General features: G+C 63.1%; 19 protein-coding genes and 7 tRNA genes. 21 read left to right on the top strand and 5 right to left on the bottom strand.

Features of this window, described 5'->3' with window-relative positions:
- Window positions 1–153 precede the first annotated feature (153 nt).
- Window positions 154–228, bottom strand: a tRNA-Val gene (locus ACR30Z_RS08510).
- Window positions 229–477: 249 nt separating this feature from the next.
- Between ACR30Z_RS08510 and ACR30Z_RS08515 the strand changes: the two genes are divergently transcribed.
- The 9 genes from ACR30Z_RS08515 (at window position 478) to ACR30Z_RS08555 (ending at window position 4,443) form a co-directional block, all read left to right on the top strand.
- Window positions 478–550, top strand: a tRNA-Gly gene (locus ACR30Z_RS08515).
- Between the two features lie 46 nt (window positions 551–596).
- A tRNA-Cys gene (locus ACR30Z_RS08520) sits at window positions 597–667 on the top strand.
- Between the two features lie 38 nt (window positions 668–705).
- Window positions 706–780, top strand: a tRNA-Val gene (locus tag ACR30Z_RS08525).
- Window positions 781–837: 57 nt separating this feature from the next.
- A tRNA-Gly gene (locus ACR30Z_RS08530) sits at window positions 838–910 on the top strand.
- 24 nt (window positions 911–934) lie between these two features.
- Window positions 935–1,009, top strand: a tRNA-Val gene (locus tag ACR30Z_RS08535).
- A 57-nt stretch (window positions 1,010–1,066) separates the two neighbouring features.
- Window positions 1,067–1,142 (top strand) — tRNA-Gly (locus ACR30Z_RS08540).
- A 179-nt stretch (window positions 1,143–1,321) separates the two neighbouring features.
- On the top strand, window positions 1,322–2,776 hold the full coding sequence (locus ACR30Z_RS08545; RefSeq protein WP_144652407.1) for an amino acid permease: 1,455 nt from the start codon (window positions 1,322–1,324) through the stop codon (window positions 2,774–2,776).
- Between the two features lie 84 nt (window positions 2,777–2,860).
- Complete coding sequence (locus ACR30Z_RS08550; protein ID WP_018778655.1) at window positions 2,861–3,094, top strand: antitoxin; 234 nt, start codon at window positions 2,861–2,863, stop codon at window positions 3,092–3,094.
- Between the two features lie 131 nt (window positions 3,095–3,225).
- Window positions 3,226–4,443: a benzoate/H(+) symporter BenE family transporter gene (locus tag ACR30Z_RS08555; protein ID WP_434372101.1), complete on the top strand. Its 1,218-nt coding sequence runs from the start codon at window positions 3,226–3,228 to the stop codon at window positions 4,441–4,443.
- 1 nt (window position 4,444) lies between these two features.
- Here the strand turns inward: ACR30Z_RS08555 and zapE are convergent, their stop codons facing one another.
- Window positions 4,445–5,485, bottom strand: coding sequence for a cell division protein ZapE (zapE, locus tag ACR30Z_RS08560; protein WP_434372102.1), 1,041 nt, complete (start codon window positions 5,483–5,485; stop codon window positions 4,445–4,447).
- 207 nt (window positions 5,486–5,692) lie between these two features.
- On the opposite strand from zapE, the gene ACR30Z_RS08565 reads away from it, so the two are divergent.
- From ACR30Z_RS08565 to ybaK, 3 genes are all read left to right on the top strand, one after another.
- The gene (locus ACR30Z_RS08565; RefSeq protein WP_434372103.1) at window positions 5,693–6,619 is read left to right on the top strand and encodes a sulfurtransferase; all 927 of its coding nucleotides are present in this window, start codon (window positions 5,693–5,695) and stop codon (window positions 6,617–6,619) included.
- A 74-nt stretch (window positions 6,620–6,693) separates the two neighbouring features.
- Complete coding sequence (locus ACR30Z_RS08570; protein WP_208760036.1) at window positions 6,694–7,161, top strand: SufE family protein; 468 nt, start codon at window positions 6,694–6,696, stop codon at window positions 7,159–7,161.
- Window positions 7,162–7,179: 18 nt separating this feature from the next.
- A complete protein-coding gene (ybaK, locus tag ACR30Z_RS08575) occupies window positions 7,180–7,677 on the top strand; it encodes a Cys-tRNA(Pro) deacylase (RefSeq protein WP_434372104.1) in 498 nt (165 codons plus the stop codon).
- Window positions 7,678–7,679: 2 nt separating this feature from the next.
- On the opposite strand, the gene ACR30Z_RS08580 is transcribed toward ybaK, so the two are convergent.
- The gene (locus tag ACR30Z_RS08580) at window positions 7,680–8,966 is read right to left on the bottom strand and encodes an alpha/beta hydrolase family protein (RefSeq protein ID WP_434372106.1); all 1,287 of its coding nucleotides are present in this window, start codon (window positions 8,964–8,966) and stop codon (window positions 7,680–7,682) included.
- Window positions 8,967–9,088: 122 nt separating this feature from the next.
- Between ACR30Z_RS08580 and ACR30Z_RS08585 the strand changes: the two genes are divergently transcribed.
- The 9 genes from ACR30Z_RS08585 to ACR30Z_RS08625 all read left to right on the top strand — a co-directional run bounded on the left by ACR30Z_RS08585 (window position 9,089) and on the right by ACR30Z_RS08625 (window position 19,208).
- On the top strand, window positions 9,089–9,580 hold the full coding sequence (locus tag ACR30Z_RS08585) for a hypothetical protein (protein ID WP_144652414.1): 492 nt from the start codon (window positions 9,089–9,091) through the stop codon (window positions 9,578–9,580).
- A 14-nt stretch (window positions 9,581–9,594) separates the two neighbouring features.
- Window positions 9,595–10,035 (top strand): peptide-methionine (R)-S-oxide reductase MsrB, encoded by a 441-nt coding sequence (msrB, locus tag ACR30Z_RS08590; RefSeq protein WP_434372108.1) that lies wholly within the window; start codon window positions 9,595–9,597, stop codon window positions 10,033–10,035.
- Between the two features lie 207 nt (window positions 10,036–10,242).
- Entirely contained in the window at window positions 10,243–11,610 is a 1,368-nt protein-coding gene (locus ACR30Z_RS08595; RefSeq protein ID WP_144652416.1) for a DUF6421 family protein, read from the top strand.
- A complete protein-coding gene (locus ACR30Z_RS08600; protein WP_144652417.1) occupies window positions 11,610–12,359 on the top strand; it encodes an SDR family NAD(P)-dependent oxidoreductase in 750 nt (249 codons plus the stop codon). The genes ACR30Z_RS08595 and ACR30Z_RS08600 overlap by 1 nt, the downstream gene beginning before the upstream one ends.
- Before the next feature lie 10 nt (window positions 12,360–12,369).
- Window positions 12,370–13,470 (top strand): threonine aldolase family protein, encoded by a 1,101-nt coding sequence (locus ACR30Z_RS08605; protein WP_434372110.1) that lies wholly within the window; start codon window positions 12,370–12,372, stop codon window positions 13,468–13,470.
- A gap of 71 nt (window positions 13,471–13,541) precedes the next feature.
- Entirely contained in the window at window positions 13,542–14,198 is a 657-nt protein-coding gene (locus ACR30Z_RS08610; RefSeq protein WP_434372111.1) for a DUF3000 domain-containing protein, read from the top strand.
- A gap of 56 nt (window positions 14,199–14,254) precedes the next feature.
- A complete protein-coding gene (locus tag ACR30Z_RS08615) occupies window positions 14,255–15,598 on the top strand; it encodes an HRDC domain-containing protein (protein ID WP_144652420.1) in 1,344 nt (447 codons plus the stop codon).
- 188 nt (window positions 15,599–15,786) lie between these two features.
- The gene (locus ACR30Z_RS08620) at window positions 15,787–17,067 is read left to right on the top strand and encodes a thiolase family protein (protein WP_434372112.1); all 1,281 of its coding nucleotides are present in this window, start codon (window positions 15,787–15,789) and stop codon (window positions 17,065–17,067) included.
- Window positions 17,064–19,208: a 3-hydroxyacyl-CoA dehydrogenase NAD-binding domain-containing protein gene (locus tag ACR30Z_RS08625; RefSeq protein WP_434372114.1), complete on the top strand. Its 2,145-nt coding sequence runs from the start codon at window positions 17,064–17,066 to the stop codon at window positions 19,206–19,208. The genes ACR30Z_RS08620 and ACR30Z_RS08625 overlap by 4 nt, the downstream gene beginning before the upstream one ends.
- 131 nt (window positions 19,209–19,339) lie before the next feature.
- On the opposite strand, the gene ACR30Z_RS08630 is transcribed toward ACR30Z_RS08625, so the two are convergent.
- A complete protein-coding gene (locus ACR30Z_RS08630; RefSeq protein ID WP_434372115.1) occupies window positions 19,340–20,317 on the bottom strand; it encodes an aldo/keto reductase in 978 nt (325 codons plus the stop codon).
- 65 nt (window positions 20,318–20,382) lie between these two features.
- Window positions 20,383–20,601, bottom strand: a complete 219-nt coding sequence (locus ACR30Z_RS08635; protein ID WP_144652424.1) for a hypothetical protein — start codon at window positions 20,599–20,601, stop codon at window positions 20,383–20,385.
- Window positions 20,602–20,617: the final 16 nt, after the last annotated feature.

The following is a 20,617-nucleotide window of genomic DNA, read 5'->3' on the forward strand; positions in this document are numbered from 1 at the left end:
AGCAGCAACCCAGGTGGAGCGCAGCCGGCCAGGTGGAGCGCAGCCGGCCAGGTGGAGCGCATCCGGCCAGGTGGAGCGCAGCCGGCTTGAGATGTCAGCGCCGGCGAGAATGCCGGAGAAACAAGAAACCCCCGGAGGTCCGGGGGTTTCTATTGGTGGGCGATACTGGGTTCGAACCAGTGACCTCTTCGGTGTGAACGAAGCGCGCTACCACTGCGCCAATCGCCCGGGTGCATAGAAAACACTAACGGACGGTGGCCGGAATGCAAAACCCATCGGAACCCCACAACCTCGAATGAACTACAACCATGGAATTACAGCCATGAAACTCCTCGGATTCCGCGCAAAATCAACGATCCAACGGCCTTCGAACCCCAAAGCAAGCTGCCGATTTGGAGTTTGCCGGAACCTCCTATAGAGTTTTTACTCGTCGGAAAGCGACGGAATGCCTGCAGGGCTGCCCGCCGATACGACACTGCGGACGTAGCTCAGCTGGTAGAGCACCACCTTGCCAAGGTGGATGTCGCGAGTTCGAATCTCGTCGTCCGCTCGCAAGGCACTGTCAAGGCATGAATTCCTCGGAATCCTGCTTACACGGTGGGTTGGCCGAGAGGCGAGGCAGCGGCCTGCAAAGCCGTATACACGGGTTCGAATCCCGTACCCACCTCGGTGAAAACCATGTCTTCCAGCTTCTGCTGGATGCATGGGCGATTGGCGCAGCGGTAGCGCGCTTCCCTGACACGGAAGAGGTCACTGGTTCGATCCCAGTATCGCCCACCAGAACAAGGCAACTTGTTTGTTGTTGACGGCCAGGCATCAGCCAGGCAGGCAGCATGTGCGGACGTAGCTCAGCTGGTAGAGCACCACCTTGCCAAGGTGGATGTCGCGAGTTCGAATCTCGTCGTCCGCTCTCCTTATTGAAGGACCCGGCAACGGGCGATTGGCGCAGCGGTAGCGCGCTTCCCTGACACGGAAGAGGTCACTGGTTCGATCCCAGTATCGCCCACCAGAACAAGGCAACTTGTTTGTAGTTGTTGGCCAGGCATCAGCCCGGCCGGCAAAGTATGCGGACGTAGCTCAGCTGGTAGAGCACCACCTTGCCAAGGTGGATGTCGCGAGTTCGAATCTCGTCGTCCGCTCCAGAATAAGAAAAGCAGCTCTTCGGAGCTGCTTTTTTTATGCCCGCAAACGCAGGCTATCCAATTCATCAATTGAAGTAACCGATACCCCTCAGAAGAATTCGCTTTATCTAATGTGATTCGGCTCGCATAATGTACTGCGAGCTCATCACCGTTCCACGCCAACTGGCAGGAGTACCCCCATGAATCAACAGACGGCTTCCAAGTCCGTCCTCAGGCGCAAGCCGATCGACGACATCGAGGAAGAAAACAAGCACAGCGGACTCTTCAAGAGTCTTGGCCTGTGGCAGCTGACCGCCATCGGCGTCGGAGGAATTATCGGCGTCGGCATCTTTTCGCTTGCCGGCCTTGTGGCCCACGGCAGCGAGGGCAATCCGGGCGTAGGCCCCGCGGTCCTCTTTTCCTTCCTGATCGCCGGCCTGGCTTCGGGTGCGGCGGCACTGTCCTATGCCGAATTCGCCGGCATGATCCCCCGCGCAGGTTCGGCCTACACCTACGGCTACGTGGCGTTGGGCGAGATCATCGGCTGGTTCATTGGTTGGGACCTGCTGCTTGAATACATCGCGATCGTCGCCGTGGTGGCCATCGGCATCTCCGGCTACTTCGATGCCTTCCTGTCCGGCATCGGAATCCACATGCCCACCTGGATGACATCCACGGCCGATGAGGGCAAGGGCGGCATCATCAACCTCCCAGCAATCCTCGTTTGCCTCCTGGTCACGTGGATCCTGAGCCGTGGAACCAAAGCATTTGGCCGCTTCGAACTCGTGGCCGTGGCCATCAAGGTCATCTTGATCCTGTTCATCATCGGCTTGGGCATCTTCTACGTGAACACCGAGAACTACAACCCGTTCATGCCCAGTGGCTTCGGGCCTGTTGTTGCCGGTGCTGCGACGGTCTTCTTCGCCGTGTTCGGCTATGACGCCATGAGCACCGCGGCGGAAGAGGCCAAGGACGGCAAGAAGCACATGCCCAAGGCCATCATTCTGTCCCTGATCGTTGCCATGCTGCTCTACGTTGCCGCCACACTGGTCCTCACGGGCATGCAGAACTACAAGGACATCGATCCCACCGCCGGCTTCGCATCTGCGTTCACCGGCGTCGGATTGCCGGTCATCGCCACCATCATTTCGGTCTTTGCCGTGCTGTCCATCCTGACCGTGATGCTGACGTTCCTGCTCGGTGTCACCCGCGTATGGTTCTCCATGAGCCGCGATGGCCTCCTGCCCGGCTGGTTCGCCAAGACGGACCGCCACGGAACCCCGCAACGTGTCACGTGGATCGCAGGCGTCGCTTCTGCGTTCCTCGCCGGCGTCTTCCCCATCAAGGAAGTTGCCGACCTCACCAACATCGGCATCCTGGCCGCGTTTGTGGTGGTCTGTGTCTCCGTAATCGTGTTCCGCTACACCAAGCCCAACGCACCGCGCACCTTCCGGCTGCCCTTCATGCCCGTCGTTCCCGCGTTCGGCGTGCTCGCCTCTGCGTTCCTCATGTTCCAGTTGCACTGGGAAACGTGGCTTCGATTCGGTGTGTGGCTGGTCATCGGCTTGATCATCTACTTCGCCTATGGCCGCAGGCACTCCCTCATGAACCCGGACAGCCCGCGCCACAAGGTGGACAGTCAGCCGTTGGCGTAGTCCGCGACAGAACCCTTGGCACCCCAGTGAACTGGTGTTAGGGTCGGACGCGGAGGAGCGAACTGGCTCCGCGATGGAAGGGAGGTGCCCGTGGGTTTAATTGACGACCTGAAGGGCAAGGCTCAGGGTCTCATTCAAGGCAACGAAGAAGCCATCAAGAATGGCATCGAAAAGGCCGGGGATTTTGTGGACGAGAAGACGGGCGGCAAGTATGCCGGTCACGTCGACAAGGTCCAGAATGCCGCTTCCGACTTCGTGGCCAAGAACGACGGTCAGCCTGAGCAGGCTCCCGTCACGGATGAGCCAAAGCAGCCGTAGCTGCCTGAGCCGCCGTACCAGATACGTCAAGGGGGCACCGGTCCCGCCGCGAGGCGCCATCGGTGCCCTTGGCGTTTAACTGGACTTCGCCCGTCACAGGATCCACCCATGGGTCGGGTATTTTGGACCCTATGCCTTCCGTCTCCCCGCCAGCCACCAACAGCCACGCCACGAGGGAAATGTTGGGACCGCCGATTACTGCAGGCGTCGTCACCGCCTTGGTGGGATTCACTTCGTCCTTTGCCGTAGTACTGGCCGGATTGCAGGCTGTGGGCGCCAATCAGGCACAGGCATCAAGCGGTCTGCTGGCATTGACCCTGACCTTCGGTGTGGGCATCCTCTGGCTGTCATGGCGATCCAGGATGCCAGTGACTCTCGCGTGGTCAACGCCCGGCGCGGCACTGCTCGCCTCAGCAGGAATGGTCGACGGCGGCTGGCCGGCTGCCATCGGTGCGTTCCTGATCGTCGGGGCGCTGATCCTCCTCACGGGCCTGCTCCCGTCCCTCGGCCGCGTCATGTCGAAGATCCCCACCGCCTTGGCACAGGCCATGCTCGCCGGGGTCCTGCTCCCCCTCTGCCTGGCACCGTTCAAATCGCTGGGATCGGCTCCCTTGTTCATTGCCCCTGTGGTTCTATGCTGGATAGTCCTCATGAAATTTGCGCCACGCTGGTCCGTGCCGGCGTCCCTGATGGTGGCCTTGGGGGTCATCGGCATCCATATCGCCTCCAACGGCGTTCATGTCCCGGCCAACAGTCTCCTCCCCCGGCTGGAGTGGACCACCCCGGCCTTTACGTTGGAGGCCGCGGTAGGCCTGGCCCTGCCCTTGTTCATCGTCACCATGGCGTCGCAGAACATTCCCGGCGTCGCAGTCCTCAAATCTTTCGGCTACACCACGCCGTGGCGTCCCTCCATGCTGGTGACCGGAGTGGGGACCATCGCAGGGGCTCCTTTCGGGGGACACGCCATCAACCTGGCCGCGCTGAGTGCGGCCCTGGCCGCAGGCGAGGAGGCGGGCAAGGACCACAGCCGACGCTGGATCGCTGCTTTCGTGTCCGGTTTTGCCTACCTGATGCTGGCTGCAGTCTCTGCCGCCCTGGTTACCTTGGTGGCTGCGGCTCCGCCGGGACTCCTTGAGGCCGTCGCGGGCCTCGCACTCCTCGGGACCTTGGCGTCGTCCATTTCATCTGCCCTGGCTGTGGCCGAGGAACGCATCCCGGCCTGTATTACTTTCCTGCTGGCAGCGTCCGGCCTGAGCTTCGCCGGTGTCGGCGCTGCTTTCTGGGCTTTGGCCGGCGGCATCCTGGTGCGCTGGATGCTGAAGAGCCGCGAGCCCCTTCAGAAGGCCTGAATCAGGCGGGCTCGTGGTTTTGTGCCTCGCGTGCCAAGGCAGTCAACCGTGACACTGCCCGGAAGTATTTCTTCGTGTAGCCACCGGTCATCATCTCTTCGGTGAAGAGCTTGTCGAAGGCTACGCCGCTGGCCAGGATGGGGACATCCTTGTCGTAAAGGCGATCTGCGAGGACAACAAAGCGCAACGCGACGGCCTGTTCGGTGATGGTTTCCACGTCGCTCCACACCACTGCCTCCACGCCGGAGATCAGCTGACGGTAGCGGCTGGGGTGGACTGCGGCCAAGTGGTTGACGAGGGTCCGGAAGTCATCCACGGCCACAGTCTTGCCATCGAATTCGGCCCGCATGCGGTGCTTGAGTTCTTCGGTCTTGAGCGGTGCAGGGGCGGCCGGCAGGCCACGGTGGCGGAAATCCTCGCCGTCGATCCTCACGACGTCAAATTGATCTGCGAGGACCTGGATCTCACGCTGGAAGTCGACGGCGGCAAAGCGGCCTTCGCCGAGCGAGCCGGGCAGAGTGTTGGACGTGGCGGCAAGCTTGACGCCGGCGTCGGCCAATTCGCGCATCAGGCGCGACATCAGCACCGTATCGCCTGGATCGTCGAGCTCGAACTCATCGATGCAAACCAGCTTGTAGCTGCTGAGCGCTTCCACGGTCTTGCGGAAGGAGAGCGCACCCACAAGGTTGGTGTATTCCACGAAGGTGCCGAATGCCTTGGGCCCAGGGGACCTGTGCCACAGGGACGCCAGGAGGTGGGTCTTACCAACACCGAAGCCACCATCGAGGTAAATCCCAGCCCTGGTGGCGGGCGCTTTCTTGGCGAACAGCTTCTTGAAGAGCCCACCGCCGTCGTCGTTGCCCACGCCATCGGCGAAGGCGGACAGCAGCTTCACTGCATTGGCCTGGCTCGGCTGCGAAGGGTCTGGCCGGTAGCTGTCGAACGATACCTCTCCGAATCGCGGAGACGGGTAGAAACCCTTGAGGAGTTCCTCCACGGAGACTGCCGGTGTGCGGGCAGCCAGTTGTTCGATCTGTACCACGGTGGTCCGTTCCTTCAGTATTAGGTCCCCAGCAAGAATACCGGCATCGGACGCCCTGGAACGGACACGTGACCAAGCCCATGTTTCACCGTATGACCCCGGGGAAGCATTCACGGGAGCCCGTGGTTAGTGTTGAAGCACGCCGGGCCGGCGTCTGCACCATTCCCGCGGCCTGGCTCCGTCCGTTGTCAGTGAAAGGCCATCACCATGTCCTACCCCGTTGAACAGAACGAAAAGTTCGCGTCGTACGCGAACCCTGAACGCCTTGTGTCCACCGAGTGGCTCGCGGCAGCACTTGCTGAGGGCGCCATTGCCGATGGCAAGCTGGTTGTCGTCGAGTCCGATGAAGACGTTCTCCTGTACGAAACCGGCCACATCCCGGGCGCCGTCAAGATCGACTGGCACACCGACCTTAACGACGAGGTCACCCGAGACTATGTGGATGGCGCAGCATTCGCCGCCCTCGCTGCGTCCAAGGGCATCTCCCGGGACAGCACCGTGGTGATTTATGGTGACAAGTCCAACTGGTGGGCAGCCTACGCCCTCTGGGTCTTCACGCTGTTCGGCCACGACGACGTCCGCCTCCTGGATGGCGGCCGCGACAAGTGGATCGCCGAAGGCCGCGAGTTGACCACCGATGTGCCGACGCCCGCTCCCGGCGAGTACCCCGAGGTAGAGCGCAATGACGCTCCCATCCGCGCGTTCAAGGACGACGTCCTGGCGCACCTGGGCAATCCCCTGATCGATGTCCGCTCCCCCGAGGAATACACAGGCCAGCGCACGCACATGCCGGCCTACCCGGAAGAGGGCGCACTGCGTGGCGGGCACATTCCCACCGCTGCCTCCATTCCGTGGGCCCGTGCAGCAGCGGAAGACGGCACCTACCGTAACCGCGAAGAACTCGAAGCCCTCTACCTGGGTGAGGCCGGCCTGAAGGCCGGCGACGACGTCGTGGCCTACTGCCGCATCGGCGAGCGTTCCAGCCACACGTGGTTCGCCCTGAAGTACTTGCTGGGCTTCGACACCGTCCGCAACTACGACGGCTCGTGGACCGAATGGGGCAACGCCGTGCGTGTTCCCATCGTCAAGGGTGCCGAGCGTGGTTCCGTTCCTGCGGCCTTCGCAAGCAACTAGTCCCGTTCTTCAAGGCCCCGTAGTGTTCCGGCACACAAGATGCAATCGCCGCCGTTGTGCGTAAGCTGGAAGAGATGAGTACCAACACTTTGCCCGCCGCGCTGGCGGAAATCGTCGATGACTTCCAGGCACTGACGGAGCCTGACCGTTTGCAACTGCTGCTCGAATTCTCAAGGGGCCTGCCGGAGCTTCCAGAGCGCCTCAAAGACCACCCCGAGTTGTTGGAGCAGGTCGTCGAGTGCCAGTCCCCGCTGTTCCTCACCATTGAGTCGGAGAAGAACACAGAGGTGCCCAATGGCCCCCGCGCCTACCGCCTCTACTTCAAGGCACCGCAGGAGGCGCCCACCACCCGTGGATTCGCCGGTGTCCTGCATGAGGGACTCGATGGGCTGACGGCCCAGGAAATCCTTGCGGTTCCGGATGACATGCCGGAACTGCTGGGGCTGACCCGGGCCATCACTCCCCTGCGCATGCGGGGCATGACGGCAATGCTCGGCCGTATCAAGCGGAAAGTCTCAGCCGCCAGTCGGCTGGAGCACTGAAAGGTTCCGCCGCGCGGCATGGCCAAAAAAATGGCTTCGCAGGGAACGCCGGCTACAGCAGCACTCGCTGCGGCCGGCGTTCCTTTCGTGCTGCACCCCTACGCCCACGATCCCGCGGTGGCCAGCTACGGGCTGGAAGCTGCAGAGGTCCTGGGTATCGAGCCTGCACGGGTTTTCAAGACCTTGATGGTGGAGGTAGAGGGCCGATTGGCTGTGGCCATCGTCCCGGTGTCCGGGAACCTGGATCTGAAATCCGCAGCAGCTGCCTTGGGATCCAAAAAGGCGGCCATGGCGGATCCCAAAGCGGCAGAACGCCGCACGGGATATGTGCTCGGTGGGATTTCTCCGTTGGGGCAACGCCAGTCCTCCCCCACCGTCCTGGACGAATCGGCCCTGGCCTACGACACCATTCTGGTTTCCGGGGGAAGGCGGGGTTTGGACATCGAACTCGCTCCGGTTGACCTCATCCGGCTCACACAAGCCGTTACCGCCGCGATAGGTTCCGGCAAAGGCTGACTTCAAGCGCCCTTATCTGCCCCGGGGGCCGGCGCCGTTGCACTCGACTGGCCGGGGTTGTTCCGCGGGGCGAGTTGTCGCTGGAGCCACGAACGCACCACTCGCTCCCACCGCTCGGGATCAACGTTCCACTCCTTGGTGTGCCGCGCGCCGTCGAAGGGTTCGAATGTAACCATCTCCGGGTTCTTTTCGGCCAGACTTGCCGACGGTTCGAATGGAACATAGTCGTCGTCCACGCTGTGGATGAGCAACGTCGGCGTGCGCAACTCAACAGCCCGCGCTTCCCAGTCCATTGCCTTCAGATCCACGGGAGCGGCAAGGCCTGTGAGCCGGCGTCCCAACGGATGGCTGAGCATCATCTGCCCATAACGCCCCACGTTGTAGGGAATCCTGTTCATTTCCGCGTGATGGGCCATGACGTTGACCCAATTGATGACCGGGGCGTCCAGGACCAGGGCCCGGATGACGAGGCGGTGCTTGGAGAGGTCGGCGGTCTGCAGGCTGATCGCCCCGCCCATCGACCACCCGAAGAGCACCACCTCCTGCGCCCCGTGGTCCATTGCGTACTCGATGGCAGCCTCGACGTCACGCCATTCCGTCGACCCCAGGCCGTACCGTCCATCCAGGGCGGACGGCGCCAGCCCATCGTTACGATACGAAATCAGGAGGCTGTCCAGTCCGAGGTCGCGTGCGGTGCGTACGGCCCGGAGGCCTTCGAGACGCGTAGCCCCGCGGCCATGCACCATGATCGCCCACACCGGTGCCGACGCTGACGCATCGGCGCGGATCAACCAGGCAGGTGCCTTCCCGCCGTCGACGTCTATTTCAACGTCTTCCGCCGCGAGGCCGATTGCGGCCGGATCCGGATAGGTTGCGCCGCTCCACCAGGCGCGGCGGGCCTCGGAAAGATTGCCGCTGTAGACCTCCTCCACCTCGCGCAGGACAGTTTGTTCGGCCGGTGAATAGGACACAATCCGACCAATGCGCGCGTGCCCCTGGCCGCCGGAGAAGAAGAGGCTGAAAACGCCATCAATGATGGTGTCCGGGGTGGCGGCCAGGATGACTTGCAGTCCTTTGTCCCCGCGGATCACCGCGAGGATTTCCTGGTCCTCGTGCCGCGCGGCAGGGGTAATGACACGACGGGCAAAGTACACGGCGAGCGCGGAGGACCCGGCCCCCACAAGCCCTGCAAGGGTTCCGCCGGCAAGGAAGCCTGCGATCGCCCATTTGGTGCGGGGGGACAGTTTGGTGTCTGCAGCGTCTCTCGCTGACCGGGAATTCGATGCCATGCTTCCATTGTTGCCGTTGATCAGCGCTGCCTGGTGCAGGTGCGGACCGCGCGGCGGACCGTTCCTCGGAATCGGCACCCGAAAGCCTGCGGACTCCCGTTCCCCGGGACTACGCTGTAGCCATGAGTGATCCCATAGTCATCCTGACTGAAGAGCCCCTGGGCCCCGACGACCGCATCAACATCGCCAAGCTGCTCGACGGCGGCGACGCGCCACTTGTGGTGCTGGTCCCCTCCAATACTGAGCGACACCTCCTGGTGGATTTCCTGGAGAACCTCTCGCTGCTTGATATTGCCAAGGCGTTCCGTGAACTCACTGCGCAATCACCGGACCCGGAGGCGGAGCGCGCCGAAGCCGCAGAGACGCTGGCTGCATCCTTGGCAGCCTTGGATGGCTTGGGTGGCGGCGTCACCGGTGAAATCGTCGACGGCGGTGCCGTGGCCGGCTTGGTGGCGAAAGTTCGGTCCTTGGACGCGGCGCAGGCCGTGGTGGTGACCCGTCCGCATGCCATCGCCGACACGTTCCATACGGACTGGGCCAACAAGGCTCAGGACCAGCTTGGGCTTCCGGTCCTTCACTTGTATGCAGGCTCGGGATTTATCGGCGACTCGTGAGCGTTGCACAAGACATGAACACTCCTGACAACACCAGCAAGACGTCTTCCGTGCCTGTGGAGAAGAGCGATTCCCAATGGCGTGAGGAGTTGACGCCGGAGGAATACCGCGTCCTGCGGCAGGCGGGAACGGAACGGCCGTATACGGGCGAGTACTGGGACACGCACACTGAAGGCGTCTACCAATGCAGGGCCTGCGGCAGCCAATTGTTCACCAGCCGGGAAAAGTTCGACTCCCACTGCGGCTGGCCGTCCTTCTGGGCGCCGCTGGCTGAGGGCACCGTCCGGTACCTCCATGATCGGACGATGGGGATGGACCGGGTTGAAGTCCGTTGCGCCAACTGCGATTCCCACCTAGGGCACGTCTTCGAAGGCGAGGGCTACGGTACGCCCACGGACCAGCGGTTCTGCATTAATTCGATTTCACTTCGTTTGGTGAACCCGGACGAGGGCTAGGGCCTTTCGGGCGGACCGTCGTCGGTGGCGGTCCGCCCGGAGTGGCCCCGCCACGCCGCATCCTCTTCCCGAACTGAATCTCAGGGCTCACTCAGGGGCCAAATGAGCAAGAATTACTTATGCTCAGCTCAATCTTGGATTAGCGATGCTATCCGCTTGCTACGCTCGGCCCAGAAGCAATAACCACTTCGGAAAGGGCCGAGCACCATGACCACTATCGCCACCCCCACCCTCCCGCGTGTCACCGCCGACAACGCAGAGTGGACCGCCCTCAAGGCCGCAGCAACAGCCCTCCAAGCGCACCAGGAGCAGGATGGTTCCATTGCCGATCCTGCAGTCCATGGTGAAGCAGCCGGCCTCGTCGCCACGATCACCAACGCCATCAAGGCCCTCGCTCCGCACTTCCGCCACGACGCGCAGTACCTGTCGCTCCTGGTTGAGGACTTTGACCGGTGGGTGAACAGCGGGTTCGGAGTCCCGGACTTCCTGGACTCCCTCCAGGCGTTCCAGCCCCAGGAGCAGCGGATCGATGGCCTCCAGCATTTGGTGGTCTTCCCCATGTACACGCAGAACGGCAGCACCAACAGGCTGGTCGAAGCGGTGTTGATCGAAGTCATCTGGCCCGAGTTCATCGGCGGCCTGGAAGCCGGCGACTACTCCAACAAGCTCTTCGTTCCTATCCGCTTTGTTGATTTCACGCCCGGCTACGACACCAATTCCGCGGTCCTCTTCCCCGAGACCGTCGCCGTCCGTGAGACACCTACCTTCACGTGGGGCGCCATCTTCGCCGACCGCGAGGCCGCCCGCTTCCGGCGCGTCCTCAAGGCAGCCGCGGAAACAACTTCCCTGGAGTTGCCGGAGGATGCAGCACAGCTGATCGAGGACCAGGAACTGACGCAGCGCACGTTCGTGATGTGGGACCTGATTCACGACCGTACCCACATGAGGGGCGACCTTCCGTTTGATCCGTTCATGATCAAGCAGCGCATGCCGTTCTTCCTCTACTCCCTCGAGGAATTGCGCTGCGACCTCACGGCGTTCCGCGAGTCCGTACGCATCGAGAAGGACGAAGAGGCCGATCCCGATGCCCGTAAGCACGCAAAACTCGTTCAGTATGCCGTCATCTTCGACCGGATTTTCCGTTTCGCCATCACCGGCAGCCGAGTCCGCAACTACGACGGCTTGGGTGGACAGCTCCTGTTCGCCTGGATGCACCAGCACCACGTACTCCACTGGACGGACAGCAAGCTCTCCATCGACTGGGATGACGCAGCAGCTGTCGTGGTTGAACTCGGCGCCAAAATTGAAGAACTATACTGGCGTTCCATTGATCGTCCCAAGGCTGCCCACTGGCTGGCGGCTTACGAGCTCATCTCCAGCACCGTGACTCCCCACCCCGCATCCATCTGGGCCAAGGGACCTGACGCGCTGCCCCTGGACGGCCCGCCCCGCGGACTCACCGATCAGGTCCTGGACGATGAGTTCCCGCTGTCCATGTTCTACGAAGCACTGGAGAAGAAGATGCGCCCCGTTATCGAATCCACCACCGGCATCACCGGCGCAACGGCGGCCTGATGACCGTTTTGACTGTTCTGGTGACGGGCGGCAGCAGCGCTTCCGGCGTCGCTGCCGCCCGGGCGCTGGCTGCGGCTGGCCACAGGGTGCTCACCGTGGGCTCGGACGAAGACAGAATCCAGGCTGCTGCCCTTGAGGCCGGCGACGGCGTTACGCCACTGGTCTGCGATCTCGCCAGTCTTGAATCCGTACGTCAACTGGCTTCAGCCATCGAGGGCCTCGGCATTGGGGGCGTCGACGGGGTCATCCACCTCGTCGGCGGTTGGCGCGGAGCGAAGGGCATCGAGGACCAAAGCGATGAGGACTGGGAAGCCTTGGAGCGGGGCGCGATCACCACGCTGCGGAACGTCTCCAGGGTTTTCTACAGCCAGCTCGAAGCTTCTGCGCGCGGACGATTCGCCATGGTTTCGTCCACCAGCGCCTCGGCTCCCACCGCCGCCGTCGCCAGCTACGCAGCGGCGAAGGCAGCGGCGGAAGCCTGGACCATGGCAGTGGCCGACGGTTTCCGTCGCACCCAGTCCGGTAATGGCGACGCAATCACCGAGCAGCCCCACCCGACCACCGAGCAGCACAGCGCAGCAGTCATCTTCGTGGTCAAGGCTCTCGTTGACGATGCCATGCGTCGTGAGCATCCTGAACGTCGATTCCCCGGTTACACGGACGTCGAAGACCTGGCCGCTGCCGCCGTCGGACTTTTTGAACAACCGGCAGCAACCCTGAACGGCCAGCGCATCCTGCTGGCCAAATAGACTTGAAAGCGTGAATGAACAAGTGACGAGCACAACAGAGGCAATCCAGAGCGGGACAGCAGCATCAGGACAGCTGCATGACCCTTCGGTCCGCGGCTTCGCGTCGGACAACTACTCCGGTGTCCATCCCGAAGTCCTGGCAGCGCTGGCCACAGCCAACGGGGGGCACCAGGTTTCCTACGGTGAGGACGTGTACACAGCCCGCCTCCAGGAGGTCATGGAGCAGCAGTTCGGCCAGGGCATCGAGTGCTTCCCGGTGTTCAACGGTACCGGCGCCAACGTCCTGTCCCTGCAGTCCCTGCTGCCCCGCTGGGGAGCGGTGATCTGTGCCTCCACTGCCCACATCAACATGGATGAGAACGGCGCACCGGAGCGCATCGGCGGGATCAAGCTCCTGCAGGTGCCCACCGATGATGGAAAGCTCACGCCCGAACTGATCGACCGGGAAGCATGGGGCTGGGGCGATGAACACCGTGCCCAACCACTGGTGGTCTCCATTACCCAAACCACCGAACTAGGCACGTGCTACACGCCGGAGGAAGTGCGCGCCATTGCCGACCATGCGCACGCCAAGGGCATGAAACTGCACATGGACGGTGCCCGGCTCGCCAACGCAGCGGCGTACTTGGGCGTCCCCCTTCGGGCATTCACCCGCGACGCAGGCGTGGACATACTTTCCTTCGGTGGCACCAAGAATGGCCTGATTTTCGGTGAGGTGGTGGTGGCCCTGAACCCTGAAGCCGCCTACGGCCTGAAGTTCCTGCGCAAGATGAACATGCAGCTGGCTTCCAAGATGCGCTTCATCTCCGCCCAGTTCATCGCCTTGCTTGAAGACGGACTGTGGCTGCGCTCGGCAGCCCACGCCAACGCTATGGCGGCGCGCCTGCGCTCCGCCGTGGAAGAAATCGACGGCGTGGAACCCACCCAGGCCACACAGTCCAACGGCGTCTTCGCCATTCTCCCCGCCGGGGTTGCCGATCGCTTGCGTCAGTCCTTCGCTTTCTACGACTGGGACGCTGCACGACGCGAGGTCCGGTGGATGTGTTCCTTCGACACTACAGAGGAAGACATTGACGCCTTTGTGGCGGCGATCAAGGGCGAGCTGGCCTGACGCGCAACCCTATGCAATCCGGGGCGGCGAGCCTGCACAGAATCGCCGTCCCGGGCGCATAACCTGCGAGGGTGAACGCCCTCGCACAGGTTCCCGCGGACTTTCTCTTCGCCCTGGGAACGCTACGAAAAGCACAATGCCGCAGCGAACTGCGGCTTGACGAGATCCCCGCACCCGCACGTCTGGCACCCTACGCAGTTGCCCTGGGCGCAGAAGTCTTCAGCCCCACCGCGGCCACCCGGCAGGTCCCCGTCCATGGGCCCGTGGCCAAAGCCTTCGCCGCGAGCCAGAGCAACGCTCCGGCCAGTGAAGAGGACGACGAGTTGGCCACGGGCCGCTTTATCCTTCTGCACGACCCCGATGGTTCCGCCGTTTGGGAAGGCGAGTTCCGCATCGTCACCTACATCCGGGCCCAAATGGACGCCGAGATGGGAAACGACTCCATGCTTGGGTCGGTTGCCTGGACGTGGCTCGTGGACGCCTTGGAAAACCACGCAGCCCCGTACCGCGCTGCTGGAGGCACTGCCACCCGGATTCTCTCCGAAAGCTTTGGCACCCTGGCTGACCGTCCGGACACCATTGACATCGAACTTCGCGCGTCCTGGACTCCCGCCAGTGCCGACGTCCAAGCACATTTGGAGGCGTGGTCAGACATGGTCTGCACGTTCGCCGGCCTTCCGCCCCTTCCGCCAGGGGTCACGGGGCTACCCAACAGGAGGCTCAATTGACTGGCCACAACCCTAAGGCACCCTGCTCCGGCGGGAATCGGTAAGCTTAAGCCACCATGACCCCTGAAAATCTGGATAAAACCACAGCCGGCGATCCGGTTGCTGATCCCACCACCCACATCAAGGTTGACGGCTTCGACAGCCACGTTCCTGAAGTTATCGATCTCGATACCCCACGCGAAGGCGTGCCGTTGGTCATCGACACAGCGGCCGGTTTGGAGCGGTGCGCAGCCGCCATCGCCGCCGGCACAGGACCTGCCGGCGTGGACGCCGAGCGCGCATCCGGATTCCGTTACGGCCAGCGCGCCTTCCTGGTGCAGATCCGGCGTGAGGGTGCGGGCACCTGGCTGATCGATCCCGAGCCCTTCGACAACCTGGACATCATCAATGACGCCCTCCGTGGCGTCGAATGGATCCTGCACGCAGCCACCCAGGACCTGCCTTGCCTGTCGGAGCTGGGGATGTGGCCGGACAAGCTTTTCGACACAGAACTGGCGGCCCGGCTCGCCGGACTCCCCCGCGTCGGGCTGGCAGCTGTTATCGAGCAGCTTCTCGGCTTCGGACTCGCGAAGGAACACTCTGCCGCAGACTGGTCCACCCGTCCCCTTCCGGAACCGTGGCTGCGGTACGCCGCCCTGGACGTCGAAGTCCTTGCTGAACTCCGCGAGGAACTCATTGAACTGCTGGAAGCGGACGGCAAGCTGGAGTACGCAGAGCAGGAGTTCGCGGGAATCCTCGCCGCCGGCATCTCCCCGCCGCGGGTCGATCCATGGCGCAAAACCTCCGGGCTCCACCAGATCCGTGACCGCCGCCAACTGGCAGCCGTCCGTGAACTGTGGCAGGAACGCGATCAACTCGCAAGGAAACGCGACGTAGCGCCCGGTCGACTCATCCCCGACTCTGCCCTCGTCGCTGCAGCAAAGGCCATGCCCACAACGGTCCCGCAACTTCTGGCGACCAAGGGGTTCCACGGCAGGTCCGCCCAACGTGAAGCGCCCCGTTGGTTGCGCTGCATCACGAACGCCCGCACCATCACGGACCTCCCGCCCCTGCATTTGCCCACCAACGCGCCACCCCCACCACGGGTGTGGGTTGACCGGGATCCGGAAGCGGCGGCACGGTTGGCCACCGCCCGGCCGGCCCTGCAAGCCAAGGCCGACGAACTCAACCTGCCCGTCGAAAACCTGCTGACTCCCGACTACTTGCGTCGGGTTGCCTGGCGACCCCCGGCTGATGCCTCGTTGGAATCCATCTCGGCGGAGCTGCGGGCGCTCGGTGCACGCGAATGGCAAATCTCCTTCGCCGCTCCGATCCTCACCGAAGCATGCCTGAACCCCCAACCGCTTCCGGCCAAGGAGTCCAAATCCAAGGAAGCGCAACAATCCAAGGACTCCGACTGATTGCGTTGGTCTGCAGGCCCGTCACCCGAATCTCCCTTCGCGGTGGCGGGCCTTTTGCGTGCCAGCACCTTCCTCCCGCCGCGGGCTTAACAGACCTTGCAAGCTAAGTTACTCATGAGTAACATTGCAGTAATGCCAACGGGACCCGCCTTGCGGATCCTGTGCCATGTCTCAACGAGGAGTAATACATGAGTCCAACACGCAGTGCTCAGAGGATCGTCCGTGACGTTGTCTTCGTGGACGGGGTCCGCACCCCTTTCGGCAAGGCCGGAGAGAAAGGCATCTACGCCGGTACCCGCGCCGATGACCTCGTGGTCAAGTGCATCCGCGAACTCATGAGGCGGAACCCCTCGTTGCCCGCGGACCGCGTCGACGAGGTGGCCATCGCAGCCACCACCCAGACCGGAGACCAGGGCCTCACCATCGGCCGCACGGCCGCTTTGCTGGCCGGACTCCCCCGCACCGTCCCCGGCTTCGCGATAGATCGCATGTGCGCCGGAGCCATGACGGCAGTGACGACGACGGCGAGCGGCATCGGCTTCGGCGCCTACGACGTCGTCATCGCCGGAGGCGTTGAACACATGGGCAACCACCCCATGGGCGCCGGCGCCGACCCCAATCCTCGCTTCATGTCCGAGCGACTGGTAGACCCCGCAGCGCTGAACATGGGCAACACGGCCGAGAACCTGCACGACCGCTTCCCCGCCATCACCAAGGACCGCACGGACACCTACGCGGCAGCTTCCCAGGCCAAGCTCGCCGCGGCCTACGCCAACGAGCAAATCCAGCACGACCTCGTGCCCGTGGCCACCATGAAGCCGGGCCAGGGCTGGACTCTCCACACGACAGACGAGCCTCCGCGCCCCGGAACCACTGTGGAAGACCTGGCCGAACTGCGTACTCCATTCCGCGCTCACGGCCGGGTCACCGCAGGCAACGCCGCGGGACTGAACGACGGCGCCACAGCAGCGGTCCTGGCATCGGCCGAAGCCGCCGAGGAACTCGGCCTGCCCGTCAAGATGCGCCTGGTCTCGTATGCCTTCGCCGGCGTCGAGCCTGAGGTCATGGGCATAGGCCCGGTTCCCGCCACGGAGAAGGCCCTCAAGAACGCCGGGTTGGGCATTGAAGACATCGGACTGTTCGAGATCAACGAGGCCTTCGCCGTCCAGGTCCTCAGCTTCCTGGACCACTTCGGCATCGCTGATGACGACCCCCGCGTCAACCGCTATGGCGGGGCCATCGCCGTCGGGCATCCGCTCGCATCATCCGGCGTTCGCCTCATGAACCAGCTTGCACGCCAGTTCCAGGAGGATCCCTCGGTTCGCTACGGCATCACCACCATGTGCATAGGCTTGGGCATGGGAGCCACGGTGATCTGGGAGAACCCCCACCACGCCGACTACGCATCTTCCACCTCTGACCAAGCCACCACAGCCGTCACAGCCGTCACAGAAGGAGCCGCAGCATGAGCGCCGCCGAATTCCAGAAGCTCGCCGCCCTGTTCCCCGATGAAATCGTGACGCATTCCTACGTCCAGGACATCCAGCTCCCTGGCGGCGCCGGGACGTTTGCCCTGATTACCCTGGACAACGGGCTGGACCACTCCAAGCCCACCACCCTGGGTCCCAACACCCTGGTGGAACTCGGCGGCGTCCTGGAGGACCTCAAGGACCGGGCCTCCCGCGGTGAAATCGTGGGCGTCGGAGTCACAGGCAAGCCGTATTTCCTGGTGGCAGGTGCCGATCTCTCCGCGGTCAAGACGCTCAAAGAACGCGAACACGGCCTCTGGATGGCCCAGCTCGGCCACGCCGTTTACGCTACGTTGGCCGATCTTGGCGTTCCCAGCTTTGCCTTCATCAACGGCCTTGCCCTGGGCGGCGGGCTTGAAATAGCACTGCAGTCCACCTACCGGACCGTCTCCACAGGTGCGGGCGCACTTGCCCTGCCTGAAGCGTTCATCGGCCTCGTGCCGGGGTGGGGCGGCGTTTACATCCTGCCGCGCCTCGTCGGTCCCGAGAACGCAGTCAAGGTGATGATCGAGAACCCCCTCAGCAACAACCGGACCCTCACCGGACCCCAGGCCTTTGAACTCGGCGTTGCGGACGCTATCTTTGAACCGGCCGACTTCGTGGAGCAGTCCCTCGCCTGGGCGGCCAGCGTCATCACCGGCGATGTGACGCCGGATCGTGACAACGCTGTTGATCCCGCTGACCAAGGTGTCGCCGCGCGCTGGGCGGCCGCGATTTCTGCAGGTCGCGCCTTCGTTGAGGCCAAGACGTCCAACGCCTCACCCGCGCCGGCCAAGGTTCTTGACGTCATGGAGGCAAACCGCACCATGACGCAGGCGGACTCTGCTGCGCTGGAATGCGAGACCCTCGCCGGCCTCATGCAGACGGACGAGTTCCGTTCCACGGTGTACGCGTTCCTGGACCTCGTCCAGAAGCGCTCCAAGCGCCCGGCAGGCGCCCCCGACCGTAAGTTGGCCCGCCCGGTAACCAAGATCGGCGTCGTTGGTGCCGGCCTCATGGCCAGCCAGCTGGCGTTGCTTTTCGCTAGGCAGCTGAAGGTCCCTGTGGTGATGACGGATATCGACCAGGCCAGGGTGGACAAGGGAGTGGCGTACGTGCACGCCGAAGTCGACAAGATGCTGGCCAAGAAACGGATCAAGCCCGACGCCGCCAACCGGACCAAGGCCCTTGTTACAGGTTCCGTGTCCAAGGCGGTGTTCGCTGATGCCGATTTCGTCATCGAAGCCGTCTTCGAAGAACTCCACATCAAGAAGCAGGTCTTCGCCGAGGTGGAGGAAATCGTCTCACCGGAGTGCATCCTCGCCACCAATACGTCCTCGTTGTCCGTCACGGCCATGGCCGAGGACCTAAAGCATCCGGAACGGCTGGTGGGCTTCCACTTCTTCAATCCGGTTGCAGTGATGCCCCTCCTGGAGATCGTGCGGGCCCCCAAGACCGACGACGCCGTCCTGGCCACCGCTTTCGAACTCGCCAAGGGTCTGAAGAAGACGGCTGTTCTCGTCAAGGACGCTGCCGCGTTCGTTGTGAACCGCATCCTGCTGCGCCTCATGGGCGAGGTCATCGCCGCATTCGATGAAGGAACACCTGCCGAAGTGGCGGACACCGCCCTGCGACCCATGGGCCTGCCCATGTCTCCGTTCACCCTCAGTGCAATGGTGGGCCTGCCGGTAGCCCAGCACGTCCAGGAGTCCCTGCACGCAGCCTTCGGCGAACGGTTCCCTGTATCGCAGAACTTGCAAAAACTCATCGACAACGGCGTCAAGTCCCTCTGGGTACCCGGCCCGGACGGAACGCCTGTCATCCCCGCTGAGACGCTGGCCATCATGTCCTTCGGCAACACGCCGTCCACTGGCGAGGAGGTCCTGCGGCGCACGCAGGATGCGCTGGCGGAAGAGATTGGGCTCATGCTGGAAGAAGGGGTCGTGGCTGGCCCCGAAGACATCGACCTCTGCGTCATCATGGGTGCCGGCTGGCCGATGTTCCTGGGCGGAATCACACCATACTTGGATCGGGTGGGCGCCTCAGAGCGTGTCAACGGCAAGCGATTCCTTGCTCCGGGCGTTGCTTCGGCACCTGCCTAAGCAACAGGACGCTTAACGCAGGAGGGCCGTGGCTGGAGCACCTGCTCCAGCCACNNCCCCCCCCCCCCCCCCCCCCCCCCCCCCCGGCCCTCTTGCGTCCTGCGTCCTGCGTCCTGCGTCCTGCGTCCTGCCTAGAAGAGTGCCACCTTCGGAGCGCGGGGGAAGATGTCGTCGAGTTCCTCGCGGTCCTCCTGTGTTGGCACCCAGCACACTGCTTCGGCGTTCTCACGGATTTGCTCGGGACGGGTTGCACCGGCGATGACGCTGCTGACACCTGGTTGCGCAGCCAACCAGGAGAAAGCCAACTGGAGTTCGCTGATGTCACGTTCCTTGGCGAACTGGCCAAAGCGGCCCAGCTGCTCCCAGTCGGCGTCGTGAACCAAGTTGGTGCGGGTGTGGCTCAGCCGCGAGCCTTCCGGGGCCTTTCCAGCGGAGTACTTTCCAGTGAGGAGTCCATTGGCCAAGGGGAAGTACGGGAGGACACCCAGGGAGAACGCCCCGGCGGCCGGAAGTACTTCCAGCTCAGCGCGACGGTCCAGGAGGTTGTAGTGGTTCTGGGTCGAAATGAACCGTGCACCACCGCCTTGTCGTCCCACATACTCAGCCTCGGCGATCTGCCAGCCCGCAAAGTTTGAATGTCCGATGTAGCGAACCTTCCCGCTGGACACCAGGTCATCCAGGGCGGAGAGCGTCTCCTCGATGGGAGTCCGCGGATCCGGGGTGTGGAACTGATAGAGATCGATCCATTCCGTATCCAAGCGGCGAAGCGACGCTTCAACCGCTTTCACGATGTACCGACGCGAGCCACGGGCGTCGAAATCGTTACCGTTGACGCCACGCATGTCCATGCCGAACTTGGTACCGATCACGACGTCGTCGCGGCGACCTTTGAGTGCCTTCCCCAGCATGACCTCGCTGAGGCCCGGCTCACGACCATAGACATCGGCGACGTCAAAGAAGGTCACACCAGCGTCAACGGCGGCATGGACAACAGCGTCTGTTCCTTCCTGGGACTCTGTAGGGGTGTTGGCACGGCCCAGATTGTTACAGCCCAGCCCAACAGCTGAGACGGTGAGTCCGGAATGGCCAAGGCGTCGGTATTCAGTCATGGATTCAGCCTATATCGCGCCTGCGGGCAGATTGTCACCTGAGGCAACAAAAAGATCACACGACGCTACCGAGGCCCATACGAGATTCCGGACTCTTCCATAGCGTCCTCCAGTTGGGCAATGGCCGCCGGACCCATTCCGTGGAGCTTTGACACTTCCACTTCACCGAACTCAGCCAACTGCTCCAATGTCTCAATCCCCTCGTGGGCCAGCGCCCTCTTTGCCGGCGCAGCAAGTCCCTTGGGGAGGGGCGTATGGCCGGGCCAGTTGCTCTTGGACGGCATGGAGATCCTCCTGGTG

The organism is Paenarthrobacter sp. FR1, from assembly GCF_051106045.1.
GTDB classification, from domain to species: Bacteria; Actinomycetota; Actinomycetes; order Actinomycetales; family Micrococcaceae; genus Arthrobacter; species Arthrobacter nitroguajacolicus_A.